The 16,079-nt window shown below is 56.1% G+C and carries 15 protein-coding genes and 3 pseudogenes; 15 read left to right on the top strand and 3 right to left on the bottom strand.

The genetic code is table 11. The features are described 5' to 3' along the window. Positions 1 to 11 precede the first annotated feature (11 nt). The 11 genes and pseudogenes from BA011_RS30105 to tnpC all read left to right on the top strand — a co-directional run bounded on the left by BA011_RS30105 (position 12) and on the right by tnpC (position 11,456). Positions 12 to 1,091, top strand: a complete 1,080-nt coding sequence (locus tag BA011_RS30105; protein WP_064244960.1) for a fatty acid desaturase family protein — start codon at positions 12 to 14, stop codon at positions 1,089 to 1,091. A gap of 29 nt (positions 1,092 to 1,120) precedes the next feature. After that, entirely contained in the window at positions 1,121 to 1,951 is an 831-nt protein-coding gene (locus BA011_RS42665; RefSeq protein ID WP_151343627.1) for a gamma-glutamyl-gamma-aminobutyrate hydrolase family protein, read from the top strand. 65 nt (positions 1,952 to 2,016) lie between these two features. After that, a complete protein-coding gene (locus tag BA011_RS30095) occupies positions 2,017 to 2,622 on the top strand; it encodes a LysE family translocator (protein WP_065283471.1) in 606 nt (201 codons plus the stop codon). A gap of 32 nt (positions 2,623 to 2,654) precedes the next feature. Beyond that, positions 2,655 to 4,223 (top strand): GMC family oxidoreductase, encoded by a 1,569-nt coding sequence (locus tag BA011_RS30090; protein WP_065283470.1) that lies wholly within the window; start codon positions 2,655 to 2,657, stop codon positions 4,221 to 4,223. Beyond that, a pseudogene (locus tag BA011_RS42660) lies at positions 4,220 to 5,380 on the top strand (cystathionine beta-lyase); the annotation flags it as partial. The gene BA011_RS30090 and the pseudogene BA011_RS42660, both read left to right, overlap by 4 nt. 267 nt (positions 5,381 to 5,647) lie before the next feature. Continuing rightward, complete coding sequence (locus BA011_RS30085) at positions 5,648 to 6,898, top strand: glutamine synthetase family protein (protein ID WP_151343657.1); 1,251 nt, start codon at positions 5,648 to 5,650, stop codon at positions 6,896 to 6,898. 8 nt (positions 6,899 to 6,906) lie between these two features. Further along, complete coding sequence (locus BA011_RS30080; protein WP_064244966.1) at positions 6,907 to 8,301, top strand: aldehyde dehydrogenase family protein; 1,395 nt, start codon at positions 6,907 to 6,909, stop codon at positions 8,299 to 8,301. Between the two features lie 183 nt (positions 8,302 to 8,484). Further along, positions 8,485 to 8,721: pseudogene (locus tag BA011_RS30075) on the top strand (IS6 family transposase); the annotation flags it as partial. A 268-nt stretch (positions 8,722 to 8,989) separates the two neighbouring features. Further along, complete coding sequence (gene tnpA / locus BA011_RS30070) at positions 8,990 to 9,418, top strand: IS66-like element accessory protein TnpA (RefSeq protein ID WP_065282713.1); 429 nt, start codon at positions 8,990 to 8,992, stop codon at positions 9,416 to 9,418. Beyond that, complete coding sequence (gene tnpB / locus BA011_RS30065; protein WP_064246224.1) at positions 9,415 to 9,765, top strand: IS66 family insertion sequence element accessory protein TnpB; 351 nt, start codon at positions 9,415 to 9,417, stop codon at positions 9,763 to 9,765. Before tnpA ends, tnpB begins: the two co-directional genes overlap by 4 nt. 47 nt (positions 9,766 to 9,812) lie before the next feature. Continuing rightward, positions 9,813 to 11,456 (top strand): IS66 family transposase, encoded by a 1,644-nt coding sequence (gene tnpC, locus BA011_RS30060; protein ID WP_064246225.1) that lies wholly within the window; start codon positions 9,813 to 9,815, stop codon positions 11,454 to 11,456. Here the strand turns inward: tnpC and BA011_RS30055 are convergent. After that, positions 11,425 to 11,670 carry a DUF6429 family protein gene (locus BA011_RS30055; protein WP_041365332.1) on the bottom strand — a complete coding sequence of 82 codons (246 nt, stop codon included), beginning with the start codon at positions 11,668 to 11,670 and terminating at the stop codon, positions 11,425 to 11,427. The two genes, tnpC and BA011_RS30055, sit on opposite strands and share 32 nt — an antisense overlap. A gap of 26 nt (positions 11,671 to 11,696) precedes the next feature. On the opposite strand from BA011_RS30055, the gene BA011_RS30050 reads away from it, so the two are divergent. Next, on the top strand, positions 11,697 to 12,680 hold the full coding sequence (locus BA011_RS30050; protein ID WP_065283469.1) for an IS110 family transposase: 984 nt from the start codon (positions 11,697 to 11,699) through the stop codon (positions 12,678 to 12,680). Positions 12,681 to 12,962: 282 nt separating this feature from the next. Then, positions 12,963 to 13,442 (top strand): annotated as a pseudogene (locus BA011_RS30045) (IS6 family transposase); the annotation flags it as partial. Positions 13,443 to 13,566: 124 nt separating this feature from the next. On the opposite strand, the gene BA011_RS30040 reads toward BA011_RS30045, so the two are convergent. Together BA011_RS30040 and BA011_RS30035 are read right to left on the bottom strand one after the other, a co-directional pair. Then, positions 13,567 to 13,797: a hypothetical protein gene (locus BA011_RS30040; RefSeq protein ID WP_064244992.1), complete on the bottom strand. Its 231-nt coding sequence runs from the start codon at positions 13,795 to 13,797 to the stop codon at positions 13,567 to 13,569. A 196-nt stretch (positions 13,798 to 13,993) separates the two neighbouring features. Beyond that, positions 13,994 to 14,611 (bottom strand): 6-carboxytetrahydropterin synthase, encoded by a 618-nt coding sequence (locus BA011_RS30035; RefSeq protein ID WP_064244991.1) that lies wholly within the window; start codon positions 14,609 to 14,611, stop codon positions 13,994 to 13,996. 166 nt (positions 14,612 to 14,777) lie between these two features. On the opposite strand from BA011_RS30035, the gene BA011_RS30030 reads away from it, so the two are divergent. Together BA011_RS30030 and BA011_RS30025 are read left to right on the top strand one after the other, a co-directional pair. Then, entirely contained in the window at positions 14,778 to 15,350 is a 573-nt protein-coding gene (locus BA011_RS30030; RefSeq protein WP_064244990.1) for a phosphoribosyltransferase, read from the top strand. A 32-nt stretch (positions 15,351 to 15,382) separates the two neighbouring features. After that, on the top strand, positions 15,383 to 16,012 hold the full coding sequence (locus BA011_RS30025; RefSeq protein ID WP_186806581.1) for an HAD family hydrolase: 630 nt from the start codon (positions 15,383 to 15,385) through the stop codon (positions 16,010 to 16,012). The last annotated feature ends 67 nt before the right edge of the window (positions 16,013 to 16,079 follow it).

The following is a 16,079-nucleotide window of genomic DNA, read 5'->3' as shown; positions in this document are numbered from 1 at the left end:
AGGGAAAACACATGGTATCTGATCAGACTTGGCAACTCACGAATGCCCGCTACGAAAGCTTCCGCTTTTCGGCGGAGGTGAAAAAAGCGTTGGCTGAATTGCGTCCAGACAACATCACCGGTGCTCTCTACATCGCAAAAGATTATGCGGTCATTGTTCTTTTCGCCCTTCTTTGCGTCAAGCTTTCCTGGTGGTTCTATCCCCTAGCTTTGCTTTTCATCGGCGCGCACCAGCGGGGCCTGACCACGATAGCCCATGATGCAGCCCATCGAACGCTGGCAAGGAACGGCACGCTTAACTACGCGCTCGGAATTCTATTCGCCGCTTATCCATTGTTTCAGAAGCACTGGGCCTACAGGGTATCTCACGTCTATCTCCACCATCCGCACCTCGGCGATCCAGACAAGGATCCGGACCTGAAATTCTTTCTTGAAAGCGGTGTCTACAAAGTCCGCCATCCCGTTCGATACATAACGGATATCATCCTATTGCCGCTCTTTGGGGCCGCCACGATTGGATACTTGCGATATCTGTTCACTCACCGTTTCAAGGTCACCGGAGTTGAGAAATCCAAGTTGGATAGCAAGGCTCTCTTTATAGACAAGGTCGGCTTCTACGCATTTTGGACCACTATCCTCGTCGGTTCCTATTGGTTGAATTTACTGGATGACGTCGCACTGTTCTGGATCGTGCCGTATCTCACGACATTTCAGGCGCTTGGCTGGTTCATCGAGATCGCGGAACACTCGCCCATGTGTGAGACGGAAAAGACCAATCTTTTCCTGACGCGTAACAGAAAGGGTAATTGCATCGAGCGACTTCTGCTTGGCGTCAATCTCGATGAATACCATCTCGAACATCATCTTTCTCCCGGCATCCCTTTCTGGCTTCTTAAAAAAGCCCAGAAAATACGCATGCGGGACCCGAATTACGCCGAAGTTGCAGCGACCTGGGGAGGCTTGTTCGTTCGAGGACCTCAAGGGCAGCGAAGCGTCATGAGCCAGCTGATGGAGCGAAATGAAAGGCTCTATTGGCAGCATAAATATGGAACCGATGCAGCCAAGATTCCGCTATCCGTGGGCCTAGCCTGATGGACGCACCTTGCCTGAAGGAGTGAACGATGCCCACCGTTGGAATCACGGCAAACCGCATTATCGACGACAATGTCCACCGGGACTGGATACGTCGCCGCTATATTGATGCACTGGTTGGATATGCGGATGTTGAAGTCGTCGTTCTGCCTACCTTAGCGCGAGGTCACAATAGTGACGAATTCGCGTTGGCTCGACTGGACGGACTTGTACTGACCGGGGATGAATCCAATGTGGATTCGTGTGTGCTGCGTAATGGAAGCGAGCCGGCCGATGTGACCGATTTTGTTTTTGCGCAAAGGGATCGCTACCGGGACCGGCTGTCTGGAGCATCCATTGCCACGGCATTGTCGCTGGGGATGCCCATTCTGGCAATATGCCGAGGGTTACAAGAATTAAATGTCTATTTCGACGGCACGTTATACGACAACCTCCGGACCATACCCTCCAACATCAGACACCAGGAAGATCTACGTCTGGAACGGGACCGTCAATACGACCCTGTTCATCGCTTGAACCTGTGGCGAGATGGTGTGCTTCACCGATTGGCGGATCGGACGGAGGTCTGGGTCAATTCTCTCCATGGGCAGGGTATAGATCGGCTCGGCAACAATCTGGTTATCGAAGGCGTCGCCGATGACGGACTTATCGAGGCTATACGGATCAAGGATTCGCCGACCTTCCAGATAGGCGTTCAGTGGCATCCCGAATGGCATATTGCGACCGATACCTTCAGCCAGTCGCTTTTCTCTTCATTTGGCGAGTCTTGTCGCTCTTACCGCAAAAGATCCTGCAGAGGAAGAGCATGCCCCGCATTGTCGGTCCCGCGACGTTCCGACACACTCTTGGACACAGAGTGAGCCAACACTTTTGGTCACGGGATTCTTATCCGGTACCAGGAATGGTTTCAGAAAAAGGGAAGATTATGGATACGGCACTCTGGACGATGTTCTGCATCATGTTTTTCACGACCTTGGCGGTGCCTGGACCGAATGTCGCATTCTCCGTCGCGCAATCGCTACATTATGGCTCCCGCAAAGCTAGCGCCGCTGCAATCGGATTTGCATTGGGAACTGGTCTACATGCGGTCATCGTCTTATCCGGGGTGGGTCTGCTAGCCCAGAAGTATGAGATCATTCTGCATATCATTAAGTGGGGAGGCATTACGCTTATCCTTTATCAGGCGCTCAAGGCTTTCAGCGTCAAGCCAACTGAACTCGTCACAAAACGTGTCACTGCTGCAACCACCAAAGAGCTTATTCTTGGGGCCATTGCTGTATCCTGTACGAATCCCAAGGGTATTATTGCCAGTCTGCTGATCTATCCGGCATTTGTGAGCCCCAAACTGCCTTATCTCCCGCAAGCGATCCTGCTCGGCATCACCGCCATGACAATCTCGCTGCTTGTGTATGGGAGCTATATTCAGATCGCCGGTCAGGCAAAGCGACTCTTCAACAATCAGGTTGCTATCAGTCGAATTGTAGGGGTGGTCTACGTCTGCGTCGCCATCGCCCTAGCCATTTCCATCTGATCGCAAAACCGTTTTCCAAAGGAGACAGGGGCGTGCCGAACTTTAATGACGACCTCACGTTCGATTATGTTATCGTCGGTGGCGGCAGTGCGGGAGCCGTTATAGCCAGACGTCTTGCGGACGCTGGTATTGGCACCATCGCTCTCATAGAGGCTGGTCCGCTGGACGAAGGTGTGCCTTGCTTGATGGATGTTTCGCGTCTATCCGAGCAACCCACAAGTTTGGATTGGGGCTTCCTCGCATCGACCACTGATGCCAAGCCAGCTCGGCTAAACTATTCACGCGCCAAGGTCCTCGGTGGATGTGGTACGCATAATGATTGCGCATGGCTCATTCCGCCGGAATCTGATTTTGCGGAATGGGAGAGGCTTGGTGCGAAAGGATGGGGCCCTCAGGAGATTCGTTCCCATATCAATCGTCTACTCTCCCAGGTAGGAGTCGAAACCCGGCCAGATACTAATCCTGTATCGGCGGCTCTCTTGCGGGCGGGCCAGGAGCTTGGCCTTCGTCGCACAGAATTCCGTCAGGAGATCTCGCCAGGAATTGGCATGTTGCCGCTCAATGCCATTGGCAAGCATCGACAATCTTCCTCCGTGTCGTATCTTCATCCTTTGTCGAAACTGCCCGAGATGCTGGAAGTCTTCAGTGAAACATTCGTGACGCGTGTCATTATTCAGGATGGCCGCGCCATCGGTGTCGAAACCTCGCTTGGCCCTGTTCATGCCCGAAACGAGGTAATCATTACTGCGGGCAGCATCCAATCGCCGCAGCTCTTGATGGTGTCAGGCATTGGCGAGGCCCAGCACCTAGGAGCAATGGGTATACCCGTCGTGGCCGATGTCCCGGGAGTCGGTCGCAACCTAGCGGATCATTATTCCTCCGCAGTGGTTTTCGAACTGAAAGAGTCGGTACCTGCATGGGATGTGACGCCCTACGAATCCATTATGCTACTCAAAGTCGATGCTGATGCTCCGGCACCTGATTGCTTGTGCCAATTTGGGTTGAGGCCAGGCAACCCCAGCGGTCGGCACGGCGAGAAATCGACCTCGTCGTTCAATTCCGAGGGAAGGCTTATCGACATAGCCTCGAACGCGACTCGTCCCCGCAGTCGGGGCGATATCCGCTTGGTCACGTCCGACATGCGCGACAAACCTAGGATCCGCCTCAATTATCTCTCGGATCCGGAGGATTATGATCTGCGCATTATCGGCGAAGGTATGCGATTTGCTCGGCGCTTCATCGAGACCCATTCCTTCGGCGAGATCGCGGTTCGCGAAGTCGCTCCTGGGCCAAGCGTCGTGAAGGATGACGACATTACCGACTATATCCGGTCAAACCTGGAAACCGTCTATCATGCCGCAGGAACATGCCGCATGGGGTCCGACGACGATCCCACCGCAGTCGTCGATACTGCGCTGAGGGTGAGAAACATCGCCAGCTTGCGCGTATGCGATGCTTCGATTTTTCCGTCAATGGTGACCGTGAATATAAACTGTGCCGTCATGACAGTTGCCGAAAAAGCGGCTGCGACAATTATAGCCGCGGCCAAGACGCCCGGGAGCCGTGCGGCGAACGAAGCTTTACTGGCGATTGGATCATGAACGATACTTCCAACACCGTCGCGAAGCACGGCATCAACACCCGGCTGGCCCATTGTGGAAACAATCCGCGGGAATATTTTGGCTTTATAGACCCGCCCCTCGTACGTGCGTCAACAGTGCTTTTCCCTGATGCCGATACCATGGTGATGCATAATCAGCCATACACCTATGGTACACGTGGAACCCCCACGACGAAGGCGCTTTGCGACGCAATCAATGAGCTCGAAGGGTCGTTCGGGACGCTTCTTCTTCCATCCGGCCTGACGGCCGTCACGGTCCCCCTCATGGCATTTCTGTCACCAGGCGATCATCTACTCATCGTCGACAGCGTCTATGGCAATACAAGGCAATTCGCTGATACCGCCCTCACACGCTTGGGGGGCGATGTCGAATATTATGACCCGTTCATAGGCGGTGGCATCGAGCGGCTTCTGCGATCGAATACCCGGGTTGTGTTCACGGAGTCCCCAGGTTCGAACACGTTCGAGATTCAGGATGTTCCCGCTATCGCTGAGAAGGCGCATGCAGTGGGCGCCACCGTCATGATGGAAAATACCTGGGCAACGCCTCTTTATCTGAAGCCATTGGAGTTGGGGGTGGACATTTCGTTGCATGCCACGACCAAATATCCCTCCGGCCACTCCGACATCTTGATGGGAACCGTTTCGTCGAACGAAAGTTGTTTCGCAACCTTAAATGAATTTTACGGGGCTTTGGGCATCTGTGGGAACAATGATGATGCCTATCATATATTGCGCGGGCTTCGTACAATGGGTTTGCGACTTGAGCGTCATGCAAGCAGCGCCCTGCGAATTGCCCGATGGCTTGAGCAACAGCAGGAAGTCCTGGAAGTCCTTCATCCAGCATTGGAGAGTCACGCCGGACATGAGTTGTGGAAGCGCGACTTCTCGGGATCGGCTGGCATATTCTCCTTCGTGCTCGACCCTGACATCCCAGTTCGCGCTTTTCTAAACGGCCTCACGATTTTCGGGCTTGGCTATTCATGGGGTGGTTATGCCAGTCTCGCATTGCAGGTCAATCTGGCCGACCGCACTTTGACGGGAAAGAATTATGCGGGCCCTCTTGTGCGCCTGCAGATAGGCTTGGAGGAAGCCGATGACCTAATCGACGATATCAAGGCTGCATTTAAATCGGTTTTGTCTTTGAAGAGTCGATCAGGATCGGACCATTCCACAATTCGAAACGGTCCCGTCGAGAAGATCGACGGTCGGCTGTCCCATTGGCGCCACCTGAAACAATCTCCGCACCTGTTCTCGACGAACACAGACGATAGATCCATAAGAGAAACGTTTTTGGAATTCCCGGAAATCGGCCTCGACCTCAAGCAGTTCCTTCGTGACGACGCTTATAAGCACGTCAAAATTGGCGCCTTCGATTTGGATGGTGTGCTGCGTGGCAAATACATGGCGCGCGAGAAATTTATTTCCTCACTGGAGGATGGTTTTGGCTTTTGCGATGTCATCTTTGGTTGGGATTCAAATGATCAGCTTTACGATAACACCGATCGCATTGGCTGGAATAGCGGATATGGCGACGCTCAGGTCAGATTGCTGCCCGAAACAGCGCGTAAGCTTCCGTTGGAAAGCGAAACGCATTTCGTCCTTGGCGAATTTGTGGGGCAGCTCGAGGAGCTATGCCCGCGGGGAGTAATGAAACGAGTTTTACGCAAGGCGATGGCGATGGGTCTTCGGCCAAAAGCAGCCTGTGAGTTCGAGTTTCTCGTCGTGGAGGAAAACGCCAGGACACTCGCCGATAAGAACTATAGGAATCTCCGACCGCTCGGTTTCGGCGGTTTCGGCTATTCCGTTATCAGGAATTCGGTGAACAGCGAGTTCTATCATGGCATCCTCGATCTCTTCGAAGCCATGCGTATTCCACTGGAGGGCCTTCACGAAGAAACCGGCCCGGGAGCCATGGAGGCCGCGATTGGCGTGGACGATGCCTTGGCGGCGGCCGACAAGGGAGCGTTGTTCAAAACCTTCGCGAAGGTATTCGCTCAGAAAAATGGGCTCATGGCGAGCTTCATGGCAAAATGGGATAGCTCTCTGCCGGGCCAAGGTGGCCACGTTCACGTCTCATTAGTCGATGAAAATGGCGTTGGGGTGTTTCACGATCACAGCACCGAGCACGGCATTAGTCGGACGATGCGCAATTTCATTGGCGGTCTTCAGAAACTTGCTCCTTCCATTGCGGTTCTCACCGCACCAACGGTTAACTCCTATCGCCGGCTGGTCCCGGGTCATTGGGCCCCAACCGCAGCAACGTGGGGAATCGATAACCGTACCGTTGCTATACGCGCCATCACGGGTAGCTTGAAGTCTCAACGCGTGGAATTTCGCATTCCAGGCGCGGATGCCAATCCATATCTGACATTGGCGGCCACGCTCGGGGCGGGCCTTTGGGGAATTGAAAACAAGGTCGAGCCCGAGGCTGCTTTGTCCGGCAACGCTTATCAGATCACCGCGCCGACACGGCAACAGCTACCCCGTACGCTCTCAGAAGCCGCCGACAACTTTAGAAACAGCGCCATTGCCCACGAAATCTTCGGGAGCGCTTTCGTCGAACATTATGCGGCGACACGTGACTGGGAGCATCGCCAGTTCCAGCACCATGTCTCCGACTGGGAATTGTCCCGCTATTTCGAGATCATTTGAGGCAAACAATGACTGACCTTCAACGCACTATTTCGCCTATCGATGGCAGCATCGTTGCTGAACGAAGCTATGCGTCGGCGCAACAAGTCGATGCTATTTTGGAGCGAGCAGTCGCCGCTCAAAAACTCTGGCGTAAATTCCCATTGAAAGAGCGGCTCCAAATTTGTGAGAAGTTTGCCCAGTATCTTCTAGATAATCAGGAAGATATCGCTCTGGAGATCACGCAACAGATGGGCCGACCGATTTCGCAAACGCCAAGCGAAGTGCGAACCTGTGCCGATCGCGCACTTACGATGGTCGCTTTAGCCCCAGAGGCTCTGGAGGACATTCGTCCAGAACCACGGGTCGGTTTCAAACGGTTTATTCGGAGATCCCCGCTCGGCGTCGTATACGTTATTGCGCCGTGGAACTACCCTTTGCTCGCAGCAGTCAATACGGTTGTCCCAGCGATCATCGCCGGCAACAGTGTGATCTTGAAACATGCCCCACAGACTCCTCTGTCGGGAGAACGATTCGCAAAAGCGTTTGAAACAATCCGACTTCCCAGTGACGTCTTTCAAGTGATCACGGTGACTAACAGCGATGCCGAAAGGATCATTGCCGATCAACGCATTGACTATGTGGCGTTTACCGGTTCAGTGCGAACAGGTCGTCTTGTGCAAAAGGCAGCGGCAAATCGGTTTATTGGGGTCGGCCTTGAACTCGGCGGCAAAGATCCTGCCTACATTAGGGCTGATGCGGATGTAGCCTTTTCTGTCGAGAACATTGTCGACGGCGCTTTCTTCAACAGCGGCCAGTCTTGTTGTGGGATCGAACGGATCTATGCACATTCGGACGTATACGATGAATTCATTGAACGCGCGGCGAAGCTCGCCACCACGTATCATCTTGGCAATCCGCTCGATATCGACGTCAATCTCGGTCCTGTCGTCAATAAATACGCCGCGTCTGTGATAAGGGAACATCTGGATGAGGCGATCAGGAAGGGTGCAAGGAATTTAGTCCCTCTGTCCAAGGTTGAGTTGGACAGGCCGGGCGACGCCTACGTGTCACCACGTCTACTGGTCGACGTCGACCATAGCATGCGCCTTATGAGAGAAGAGACATTTGGTCCGGTCGTGGGCGTTATGCGCGTTGAATCCGATCAACAAGCGCTAGAATTGATGAATGACAGCACTTACGGCCTCACTGCGTCTATTTGGACGAAGGATGTCGCTGCGGCGAATGCGCTTGCCGAGGATTTGGAGACCGGTACGGTTCTTTTAAATCGGTGCGACCATTTGGATCCCACGCTGGCCTGGACTGGTGTCAAGAACAGTGGACGAGGTGCTACATTGAGCGTGCTGGGTTATGAGCACGTCACCCGGCCAAAGTCATATCACTTCAGGCTATGTGATAATTAGGAGCAATGCTTCGGGATAGCCCCACGAAATGCATGAGGTCTGGAAGACCAGCCCATTCGTCCTCTCGATGGCACTTTAAAGCGGGCTGGCGACGTGCCAAGCACGCCATTCGGGCCTGATGAGGTGGACGGCCTGGCACCGTAAAGTTAACCGACGGCTGATGAAGATGTGCGTACATGGGCCATGTCAGAAGTTGCTCGTGATCCGCTTTATCGTCGCCACCGCTATCCCGCTGAGATCATTGCGCACGCGGTATGGCTCTACTTTCGCTTTCCGCTCAGCCTGCGCATGGTTGAGGACATGCTGGCGGCCCGCGGCATCATCGTCACGCATCAGACCATTCGAAGCTGGGCGGAGAAATTCGGACGGCATTTCGCCCGGGAGATCAAGCGACGGTCAGCCGGCTGCCTGGGCGACAAATGTTGGGGTGGACGGCCCCCGAACGGCATCGAAATGTGCCAGAGTGAGCTGTTAACGATCTCAAACGAAGGAGCCGTCCGTGGATCAGATTATCCGTATTGGCATGGATACGTCAAAGCACGTCTTTCAATTGCATGGTGTGAACGCCGCCGAGCGGCCGATCCTGCGCAAGAAGATGCGTACGCATCCGAGTTGGGCCGCATTGTGGAGTGAGTGAGAGTGTGGATGCTCTGTCTATATAGACGGCAATATAGACGGTGCTTCACACATGGACTTGATGAATGATCTCACCGGGCATTTTAGCCGGATGGAGATTGTCGATAGCGGGCGTCGCCGGCGTTTCACGGATGAAGGGAAGCTAGCGATTGTGGCTGAGAGTTATAACGGCCCGCGGCAGGTGACGGCCACGGCGCAGCGTCATGGGATCACGCGCTGGCAGTTGAATGCCTGGCGCAGGGCCGCCCGGGAAGGACGGCTTGTCCACCGCTCGACAAACGGGTTTGTTCCAGCGATCGTCGTTGCCGAGCCGGTTGTTGCGAACACGCCACCTGCGGCGACTGTCGCTGTGCCGCCGCCTGTCAGCGACCACGGTCGCATGGAGGTGGTGAGTGCGAACGACCGGCGTGTGATCGTCGGTCGGGATGTCGACGTGGACGTCCTGCTGCGGATTATGCGGGGTCTGGAGACGTTGCGATGAACCCGTTTCCGATGGGAACGGGTGTCAAGGTTTGGTTGTCGACCGGACATACAGACATGCGGTGCGGCTTTCCTTCGCTAGCCCTTCGGGTGCAGGAAGTGTTGAAGCATGACCCGCTGGGCGGTCATCTGTTCTGCTTCCGGGGCCGCCGAGGTGATCTGGTAAAATTGATCTGGCATGATGGCCAGGGCGCATGCCTGTTCACGAAAAAATTGGAACGCGGCCGGTTTATCTGGCCGAATGTAGAGGGCGGCGCGGTGGCAATCACGCCGGCGCAGCTTTCTTATTTGCTGTCCGGAATTGACTGGCGAGCCCCTCAGGAAACCTGGCGCCCGACGCGGGTTTGAACGTCTTTTGCATTGAATTTGTTGGATAAATATGCTTCTATGACAGCATGTCGTTACCGCCTCTCTCACTGCCGGACGATCTTGCCAGCGCCCACGCCGCGTTGCTGGCGGAACGCGAGGCGCGGATACGCGCTGAGGCTGAAGCGAGCAGTGCAAAAGCAAAACTTTCCGGCATTGAGGCGCTCAACGCCCATCTGCAATTGCTGATCGCCAAGTTGGAGCGCGACAAACACGGTCCGAGCCGGGAGCGCACCCAGCGGCTGATCGACCAGATGGAATTGCAGCTTGAGGAACTGGTCGCTGATGCGACCGAGGATGAGCTTGCGTCAGAGGCGGCCTCAGCGAAAACACAGACCGTTCGTGCCTTCACCCGCAAGCGCCCGGTGCGCAAACCCTGGCCAGAAAATATTGAGCGCGAACGTCTCGTCGTCGACGCGCCGACCGCCTGCACCCATTGTGGCAGCGAGCGTCTGTCGAAGCTTGGTGAGGATACTACCGAGACGCTGGAGGAGGTCCCGCGCCGCTTCAAGATCGTCGAAACCGTCCGGGAGAAATTTACCTGCCGGGACTGTGGCTGCATCAGCCAGGCGCCGGCGCCTTTCCATGCCACGTCGCGCGGCTTCCTTGGCCCCAACCTTCTTTCCACGATCGTCTTCGACAAATTCTCCGAGCATCAGCCCCTGAACCGCCAAAGTCGCCGGTTCCGCAGCGAGGGGATTGATCTGTCAACCCAGACGCTCGCCGACCAGGTTGGCTACGTCAGCGCCGCCGTCAAGCCACTCTTCGATATGATCGAAACCCACGTGTTTGCGGCCGAGCGCCTCCACGGCGATGACACCACCATCCCGATCCTGGCCAAGGGGCAGTGCATTACCGGCCGCATATGGACTTACGTTTGCGACGACCGGCCATTTGGCGGGCAGTCGCCGCCGGCTGCCGTCTTCTACGCCTCCAGCGACCGGCGTGGCGAACATCCGCAACGACATTTGGCCGAGTTCACCGGCATCCTGCAGGCCGATTGCTACAATGGCTTCAATCCGCTCTTCGACCGGAGCAGGAAACAAATCCCGGTAACGCCAGCCTTCTGTTTTGCCCATGCGCGGCGAAAGTTCTTCGAGCTGGCCGATGTCTCTCGCAGTGCCCGGCGGGGCAAGGGCTTGAGGCCTGTCTCTGCGACGGCGCTGGAAGCGGTCAAACGCATCGATGCGCTGTTTGACATCGAGCGCGACATCAACGGCAAAAGCGCCGAAGAGCGCCTTGCCGTGCGCCAGGAAAAGAGCAAGCCGCTGCTCGACGAACTGGAGGCTTGGTTCAGGCTGGAACTCGAAGGCCTGTCGCGATCCTCACCGGTGATTGAACCCATCAACTATATGCTGTCGCGCTGGGCCGACTTTGCCAGATACGCCGACGACGGCAGGATCTGCATGACGAATAACGCGGCGGAAAGAGCCCTGCGCGGGGTTGCATGTGGAAGAAAAAACTGGAGCTTCGCCGGATCCGAGCGGGGCGCCGACCGGGCGGCCATCATGCTGACCCTTATTACGACGGCCCGCCTCAACGACATCGACCCGAAGGCTTGGCTCGCAGATGTGCTGACGCGCATCGCAGATCTTCCCGTCTCCCGCCTGCGTGAGCTCTTGCCTTGGGAATGGAAGAGGATCAAGGCGGTGGCGATATCGGTTGCCGCGTAAACAGCGTCCGAAACAGCTCCTCCGACCGCCGCAGACCCTCGTCCGTCAGCACCAGCGACTTCGACTTGTTCACCGGGTCGCCGATCATGCCCTTCTGATGCAAGCGATCCGTCGTTGCCCAGTCAAAGCCCTTCCAGGCACAACGCTCGTTATGCAGCGTTAGCCACAACAGCGCCAAAACGGCATCGTCGATCTTGTCCTCATCGATCTCCATGAACCCGACGTTACCACGCGAACCCCATTAAGTCCTGCGGCCCACCTCGGATGGATACGAAGATGCGCCGCAAGGAGATGGTGGATTTCTTTGCGACATGCCCACCGACCGCGATTGCGATCGAAGCCTGTGCCGCTTCGCATCACTGGGCGCGGTTGCTGACAGGGTTCGGACATGAGGTAAAGCTGATCGCGCCACAACTGGCGAAGCCCTACGTCAAGCGCGGCAAGAATGATGCGGCCGATGCCGAAGCGCTATGCGAGGCGATGAGCCGCCCGACGATGCGGTTCGTTCCGGTAAAGAGTGCGGATCAGCAAGCCGTGCTGATGCTGGTGGGCATGCGCGAGCGCGCTGTCGCCGCACAGACGCAGCTTGCCAATACGATTCGTGGCTATGCAGCTGAGTTCGGGCTGACCGCGGCCAAAGGCATGTCTCATCTTCCGCTCCTTCTGGAACGCATCATGATTGATGAAAGCATTCCGGCTGTGGCGCGTGAGCTGTTCGCGTCTCTCGTTGAGGAATTTGCGCAGTTGGGTGAGCGCCTGAAAGAGGTGGAGGCAAAACTGATGGCTTGGTATCGCAACAATGAATGTTGTCGCCGTCTTGCAAAGATCCCTGGTGTCGGACCAATCGGCGCGGTCTTGCTGGTGATGAAAGCGCCGGCACCGGAACAGTTCAGATCTGGAAGGCAGTTTGCCGCCTGGATGGGCCTGACGCCCAAGGATCATTCGACTGCTGGCAAAGTCAGGCTCGGTATCATTACGAGGGCCGGCGATGAGGCATTGCGCAAAACATTGGTCGTGGGTGCGACCTCGTTGCTTCGACAGGTGAGAGCGGGAAGAGGCAGGAACGCTTCGCTCTGGCTCATCGAGTTGCTCAAGCGCAAGGCCCCAAAACTCGCGGCTGTCGCGTTGGCCAACAAGATCGCCAGGATCGCCTGGAAAATGATGGTGACCGGCGAGGCTTACAAGGGCAATGCTGCGCGCCCGGCTCTGGCCTGCGCGGCGTGAAGAGATCAGTCGGTCACGGTGAGCAGGATACAGACGCTACCGTGCTGAGCTGATGCGTGAACTTGCAGGAAACGATTAGATGGTGTGATCGATCGATCCGAGACGCGGTACACTCCGTAGATGCCAGTGGCCCAACGAGGCCGATCAAGTGTTTGGAACCCACGTCGCGGAACCCATCTTGGCCAGCGTTCATGTGTGAACGCAACAAAAGGCCGGACATATGAACGCAAGAGATCCGATCAAATCATCAAAGAGTTCTTGCAAGGAGGGGCCGTCCACATATGGCATCTCGACGAATGCGTGGTGGCCATCAATGGCAAGAAGCAGTGGCTCTGGCGTGCGGTCGATCAGGACGGCTTCGTCCTCGAAGTACTGGTGCAAAGCCGCCGAAATGGCAAGGCGGCAAAGCGTCTGATGCGTAAGTTGCTGAAGGCTCAAGGGCGGACACCACGGGTCATGATCACCGACAAGCTCCGGTCCTATGATGCCGCCAGGCGCGACCTCATGCCCGGTGTCGAACACCGGTCGCACAAAGGCCTCAATAATCGAGCGGAAAATTCGCACCAGCCGACCCGACGACGCGAAAGGACCATGAAACGCTTCAAGTCGGCACGCCAGCTTCAGCGGTTCGTTTCCATCCATGATCCGATTGCCAACCTGTTCCACTTTCCCCGCAATACGCTGTCATCGGCTCAACATCGAGACCTGCGTAACGCCGCCATGCAAATCTGGAACAAAATCGCGTGTGTCGCCGCAGCCTGACAGCCGTCCCGGCCAGCTATCGCTGCATCAATCCGCTGATAACTTTACAGTGCCCGACTAATACCGTTCATCGCGGTCCCGATCATCGGTGTGGCGTCCTATTACCACGGCGGCGGTGTTGAATTCAGTGGTTGGTGAGACCGGCGTGGAGAACGGCGAGGGTGGCGTGCATGTTCTCGTCCTCGGTGGAGAGATGCGCGTAGGCGAGCTCTTGGAAGGCCGTGATGGCTTCGACCTTGTTCCACCCGCTGGTTACCGCAAGATCGACCACGTGTTGGAATGTGGCTTCCAGGGCGGCCTGACAATCGAGGTCATGGTCGGGGTAGGGTGTGAGGCGCCGGGGCTTAGGGATCATAATGGTTCCTCTTCCGTTCCAGAAGCGATAGCCCTAGCGCAGGTGAGGAATCTTGTCGAGATGGCGGCGTCACTAAGCGGTTAGCTGACCCTTATGTTTTCGCGCAGGAAGGCGGTCACCGCGACAGCGGCCTGATCCAACCAGCATGCCGAAAGCTTACTTGATCGAGTTAACCTGACATCACCGTCCATGGATATCAGCTCAATCCGGAGTCGTAACCTGCCAAATGACTCAATCTGCCGGAGGGCAGTTTCGGCACCGCATCGAACGCGAACCAGTCTGGATCCTGGGTGTTGTATGTCGCCATACAGTTTGGCGTTTCCCAAACCTCTACTCGCAGGAGATGTGCGCGGTTATGGCTTCGGAACCTAACGCGGGGTGCCAGCCTATCGAACCAATGCTTCGCGAGGTTCTCCGCAGTTGGCACGCTCGCCAGCAAAAGTGTCTTGCCGAATGGACCTTCGATCAGCTTTTGACCGGCATGGGTCACCTCGTCACGGTATTTCCGCAGAACCGCGGCGGCCTTGGCTTCAGATGCGTTTTCGGGGAGAAAGGAGCCGATCCAGGGATCGTCTACCCAAATCATCATGCCATGATCGCAGCAGGCATCGATCTCGGCCATCATTTCGTCCTTCAAGAAACCGAAATCGAGGACCATGCCAGTCTGCTCCCCGTCGCCACACAGGGGGCCCACGCAAGTCGCGGCAATCTTATATCGATGACCGTGCAAGTTATGGCATTTCGACTCGTGGTGCGGGATACGGTGGGCCGCATCGATACCGATTTCACGCGTGATCAAATGATATTCCTGCATGGTTTCCCCACTGCGCTAGGATTCACGACATCTTCGAGACCATTCTCGCATTGCAATTTTAAATATGCAACCATTGACAATAATCGTTTAGCCTGTATTTTTTTCAGGCGCTATCGGAGCAAGCGCACAATTATATTCATGCGTTGGCACAGGTAGGAGGGGCCCCATGGATCTTTGGCTGGGAAAGCGGCTTCTGCAATTGAGCTGGGAGGAATTCGGCAACTCCGTCGATATTCTCTACGAACGGATATGCCAGGACGCGGTGAAGCCGGACGCGGTGGTCGCGTTGGCGCGAGGCGGGCTGCCGCTGGCAACCGCGTTGGCGCATAGGCTGGAACTGCACGACATCCGGGTGATTTCCGTCACCCGAAACGCCGGCGACGAACGCTATGCCGAGCGTGGAGCGCCCAAGATAGCTTGGGTGGGGCCGGCGAAAGACGACTGGTCCGCTCGCCATTTGCTGATTTGCGACGACATCGCCGGCGATGGCGGTACCTTGACCGCCATCCTTGGGCAACTCCGCGAGATGGGCGCGAAATCTATCCGATCCGCAACTGTTGTTTGCAACGTCAACTGTCAAAATCGTCCCGATTATTGGGCGATAGAATCCGACGATTGGGTTGTTTTCCCGTGGGAAAGCCAGAAAGCAGTGATGGATGGACCCGTCGAGCCGCTTGTTGTCGCCTCGCAGTCGAGCTTGGGCCAGCGAAGCGCTGACGAGGCTCCGGTGCGCAGATGATTAGGGCTGTGATTTTCGATCGGGACGGGACTTTGCTGGATTTCTCGGGGATGTTCCTGGCATTCGTTGACGATCTGCATGTCCGGCAATGTTTATCCGTACCCAGCGACCGCGATCATGTGTTGAGTCTGGACTATTGGCACAGCATTGAGAAAGGGCGGACGATCGGCGACATTCTGGTGATGGATCATCTGGATCGTATCCCTCGGTCATATATGGAGCAGGCACAGTTTTTTCCCGGCACATCCGACGTTATCCGCACCTTGAGCAATGGCGGAATGCGACTTGCCATCGCCAGCGCCTGGGTCGCCACCGACCAGACGAAATGTCTGCTGGTGCGGGAGCAGGTTGCCGATTGCTTTGAATCGGTTCTGACACGTGACGACCTTGGGGCGGAAGCGATCGCGGGCACACCCAGCAGCCTGGAGGTGAAACTCGCGCTTGTGCAGCGAATCCTCAAAGAGCTGGAAATGGATCCGCGGGAAGTTGCCATCGTGGGCGACGCGCCGATCGATATACAGGCAGGTAAGGCGCTCGCCATGCGAACAATTGCTGTTCGGACAGGCAATTTCAGGTTCTTGGGCAATCACTTGGAGGCGCTGGCGCCAGATCACGTCGTGGCGAGCGTCGCGGAATTGAGGGCGAGTGAACATCTAACTTGATCTGGCGATCGGGGTTTGGTGGACGGCAAGTTTGCCAACGGGATTTTCAGAGGCAACATGAGGAGGG

The organism is Rhizobium leguminosarum (assembly GCF_001679785.1).
Lineage (GTDB): Bacteria > Pseudomonadota > Alphaproteobacteria > Rhizobiales > Rhizobiaceae > Rhizobium > Rhizobium leguminosarum_R.
This window is presented reverse-complemented; position numbering and strand designations above follow the sequence as displayed.

Excerpts from the sequence above, each read along its gene's own strand:
- BA011_RS30080 (WP_064244966.1), top strand. The coding sequence starts at position 6,907 with ATGACTGACCTTCAACGCACTATTTCGCCTATCGATGGCAGCATCGTT.
- BA011_RS30095 (WP_065283471.1), top strand. The coding sequence starts at position 2,017 with ATGGATACGGCACTCTGGACGATGTTCTGCATCATGTTTTTCACGACC.
- BA011_RS42665 (WP_151343627.1), top strand. The coding sequence starts at position 1,121 with ATGCCCACCGTTGGAATCACGGCAAACCGCATTATCGACGACAATGTC.
- BA011_RS30030 (WP_064244990.1), top strand. The coding sequence starts at position 14,778 with ATGGATCTTTGGCTGGGAAAGCGGCTTCTGCAATTGAGCTGGGAGGAA.
- BA011_RS30040 (WP_064244992.1), bottom strand. The coding sequence starts at position 13,797 with ATGATCCCTAAGCCCCGGCGCCTCACACCCTACCCCGACCATGACCTC.
- tnpB (WP_064246224.1), top strand. The coding sequence starts at position 9,415 with ATGAACCCGTTTCCGATGGGAACGGGTGTCAAGGTTTGGTTGTCGACC.
- BA011_RS30085 (WP_151343657.1), top strand. The coding sequence starts at position 5,648 with ATGGCGCGCGAGAAATTTATTTCCTCACTGGAGGATGGTTTTGGCTTT.
- BA011_RS30035 (WP_064244991.1), bottom strand. The coding sequence starts at position 14,611 with ATGCAGGAATATCATTTGATCACGCGTGAAATCGGTATCGATGCGGCC.
- BA011_RS30055 (WP_041365332.1), bottom strand. The coding sequence starts at position 11,670 with ATGGAGATCGATGAGGACAAGATCGACGATGCCGTTTTGGCGCTGTTG.
- tnpC (WP_064246225.1), top strand. The coding sequence starts at position 9,813 with ATGTCGTTACCGCCTCTCTCACTGCCGGACGATCTTGCCAGCGCCCAC.
- BA011_RS30105 (WP_064244960.1), top strand. The coding sequence starts at position 12 with ATGGTATCTGATCAGACTTGGCAACTCACGAATGCCCGCTACGAAAGC.
- tnpA (WP_065282713.1), top strand. The coding sequence starts at position 8,990 with ATGGACTTGATGAATGATCTCACCGGGCATTTTAGCCGGATGGAGATT.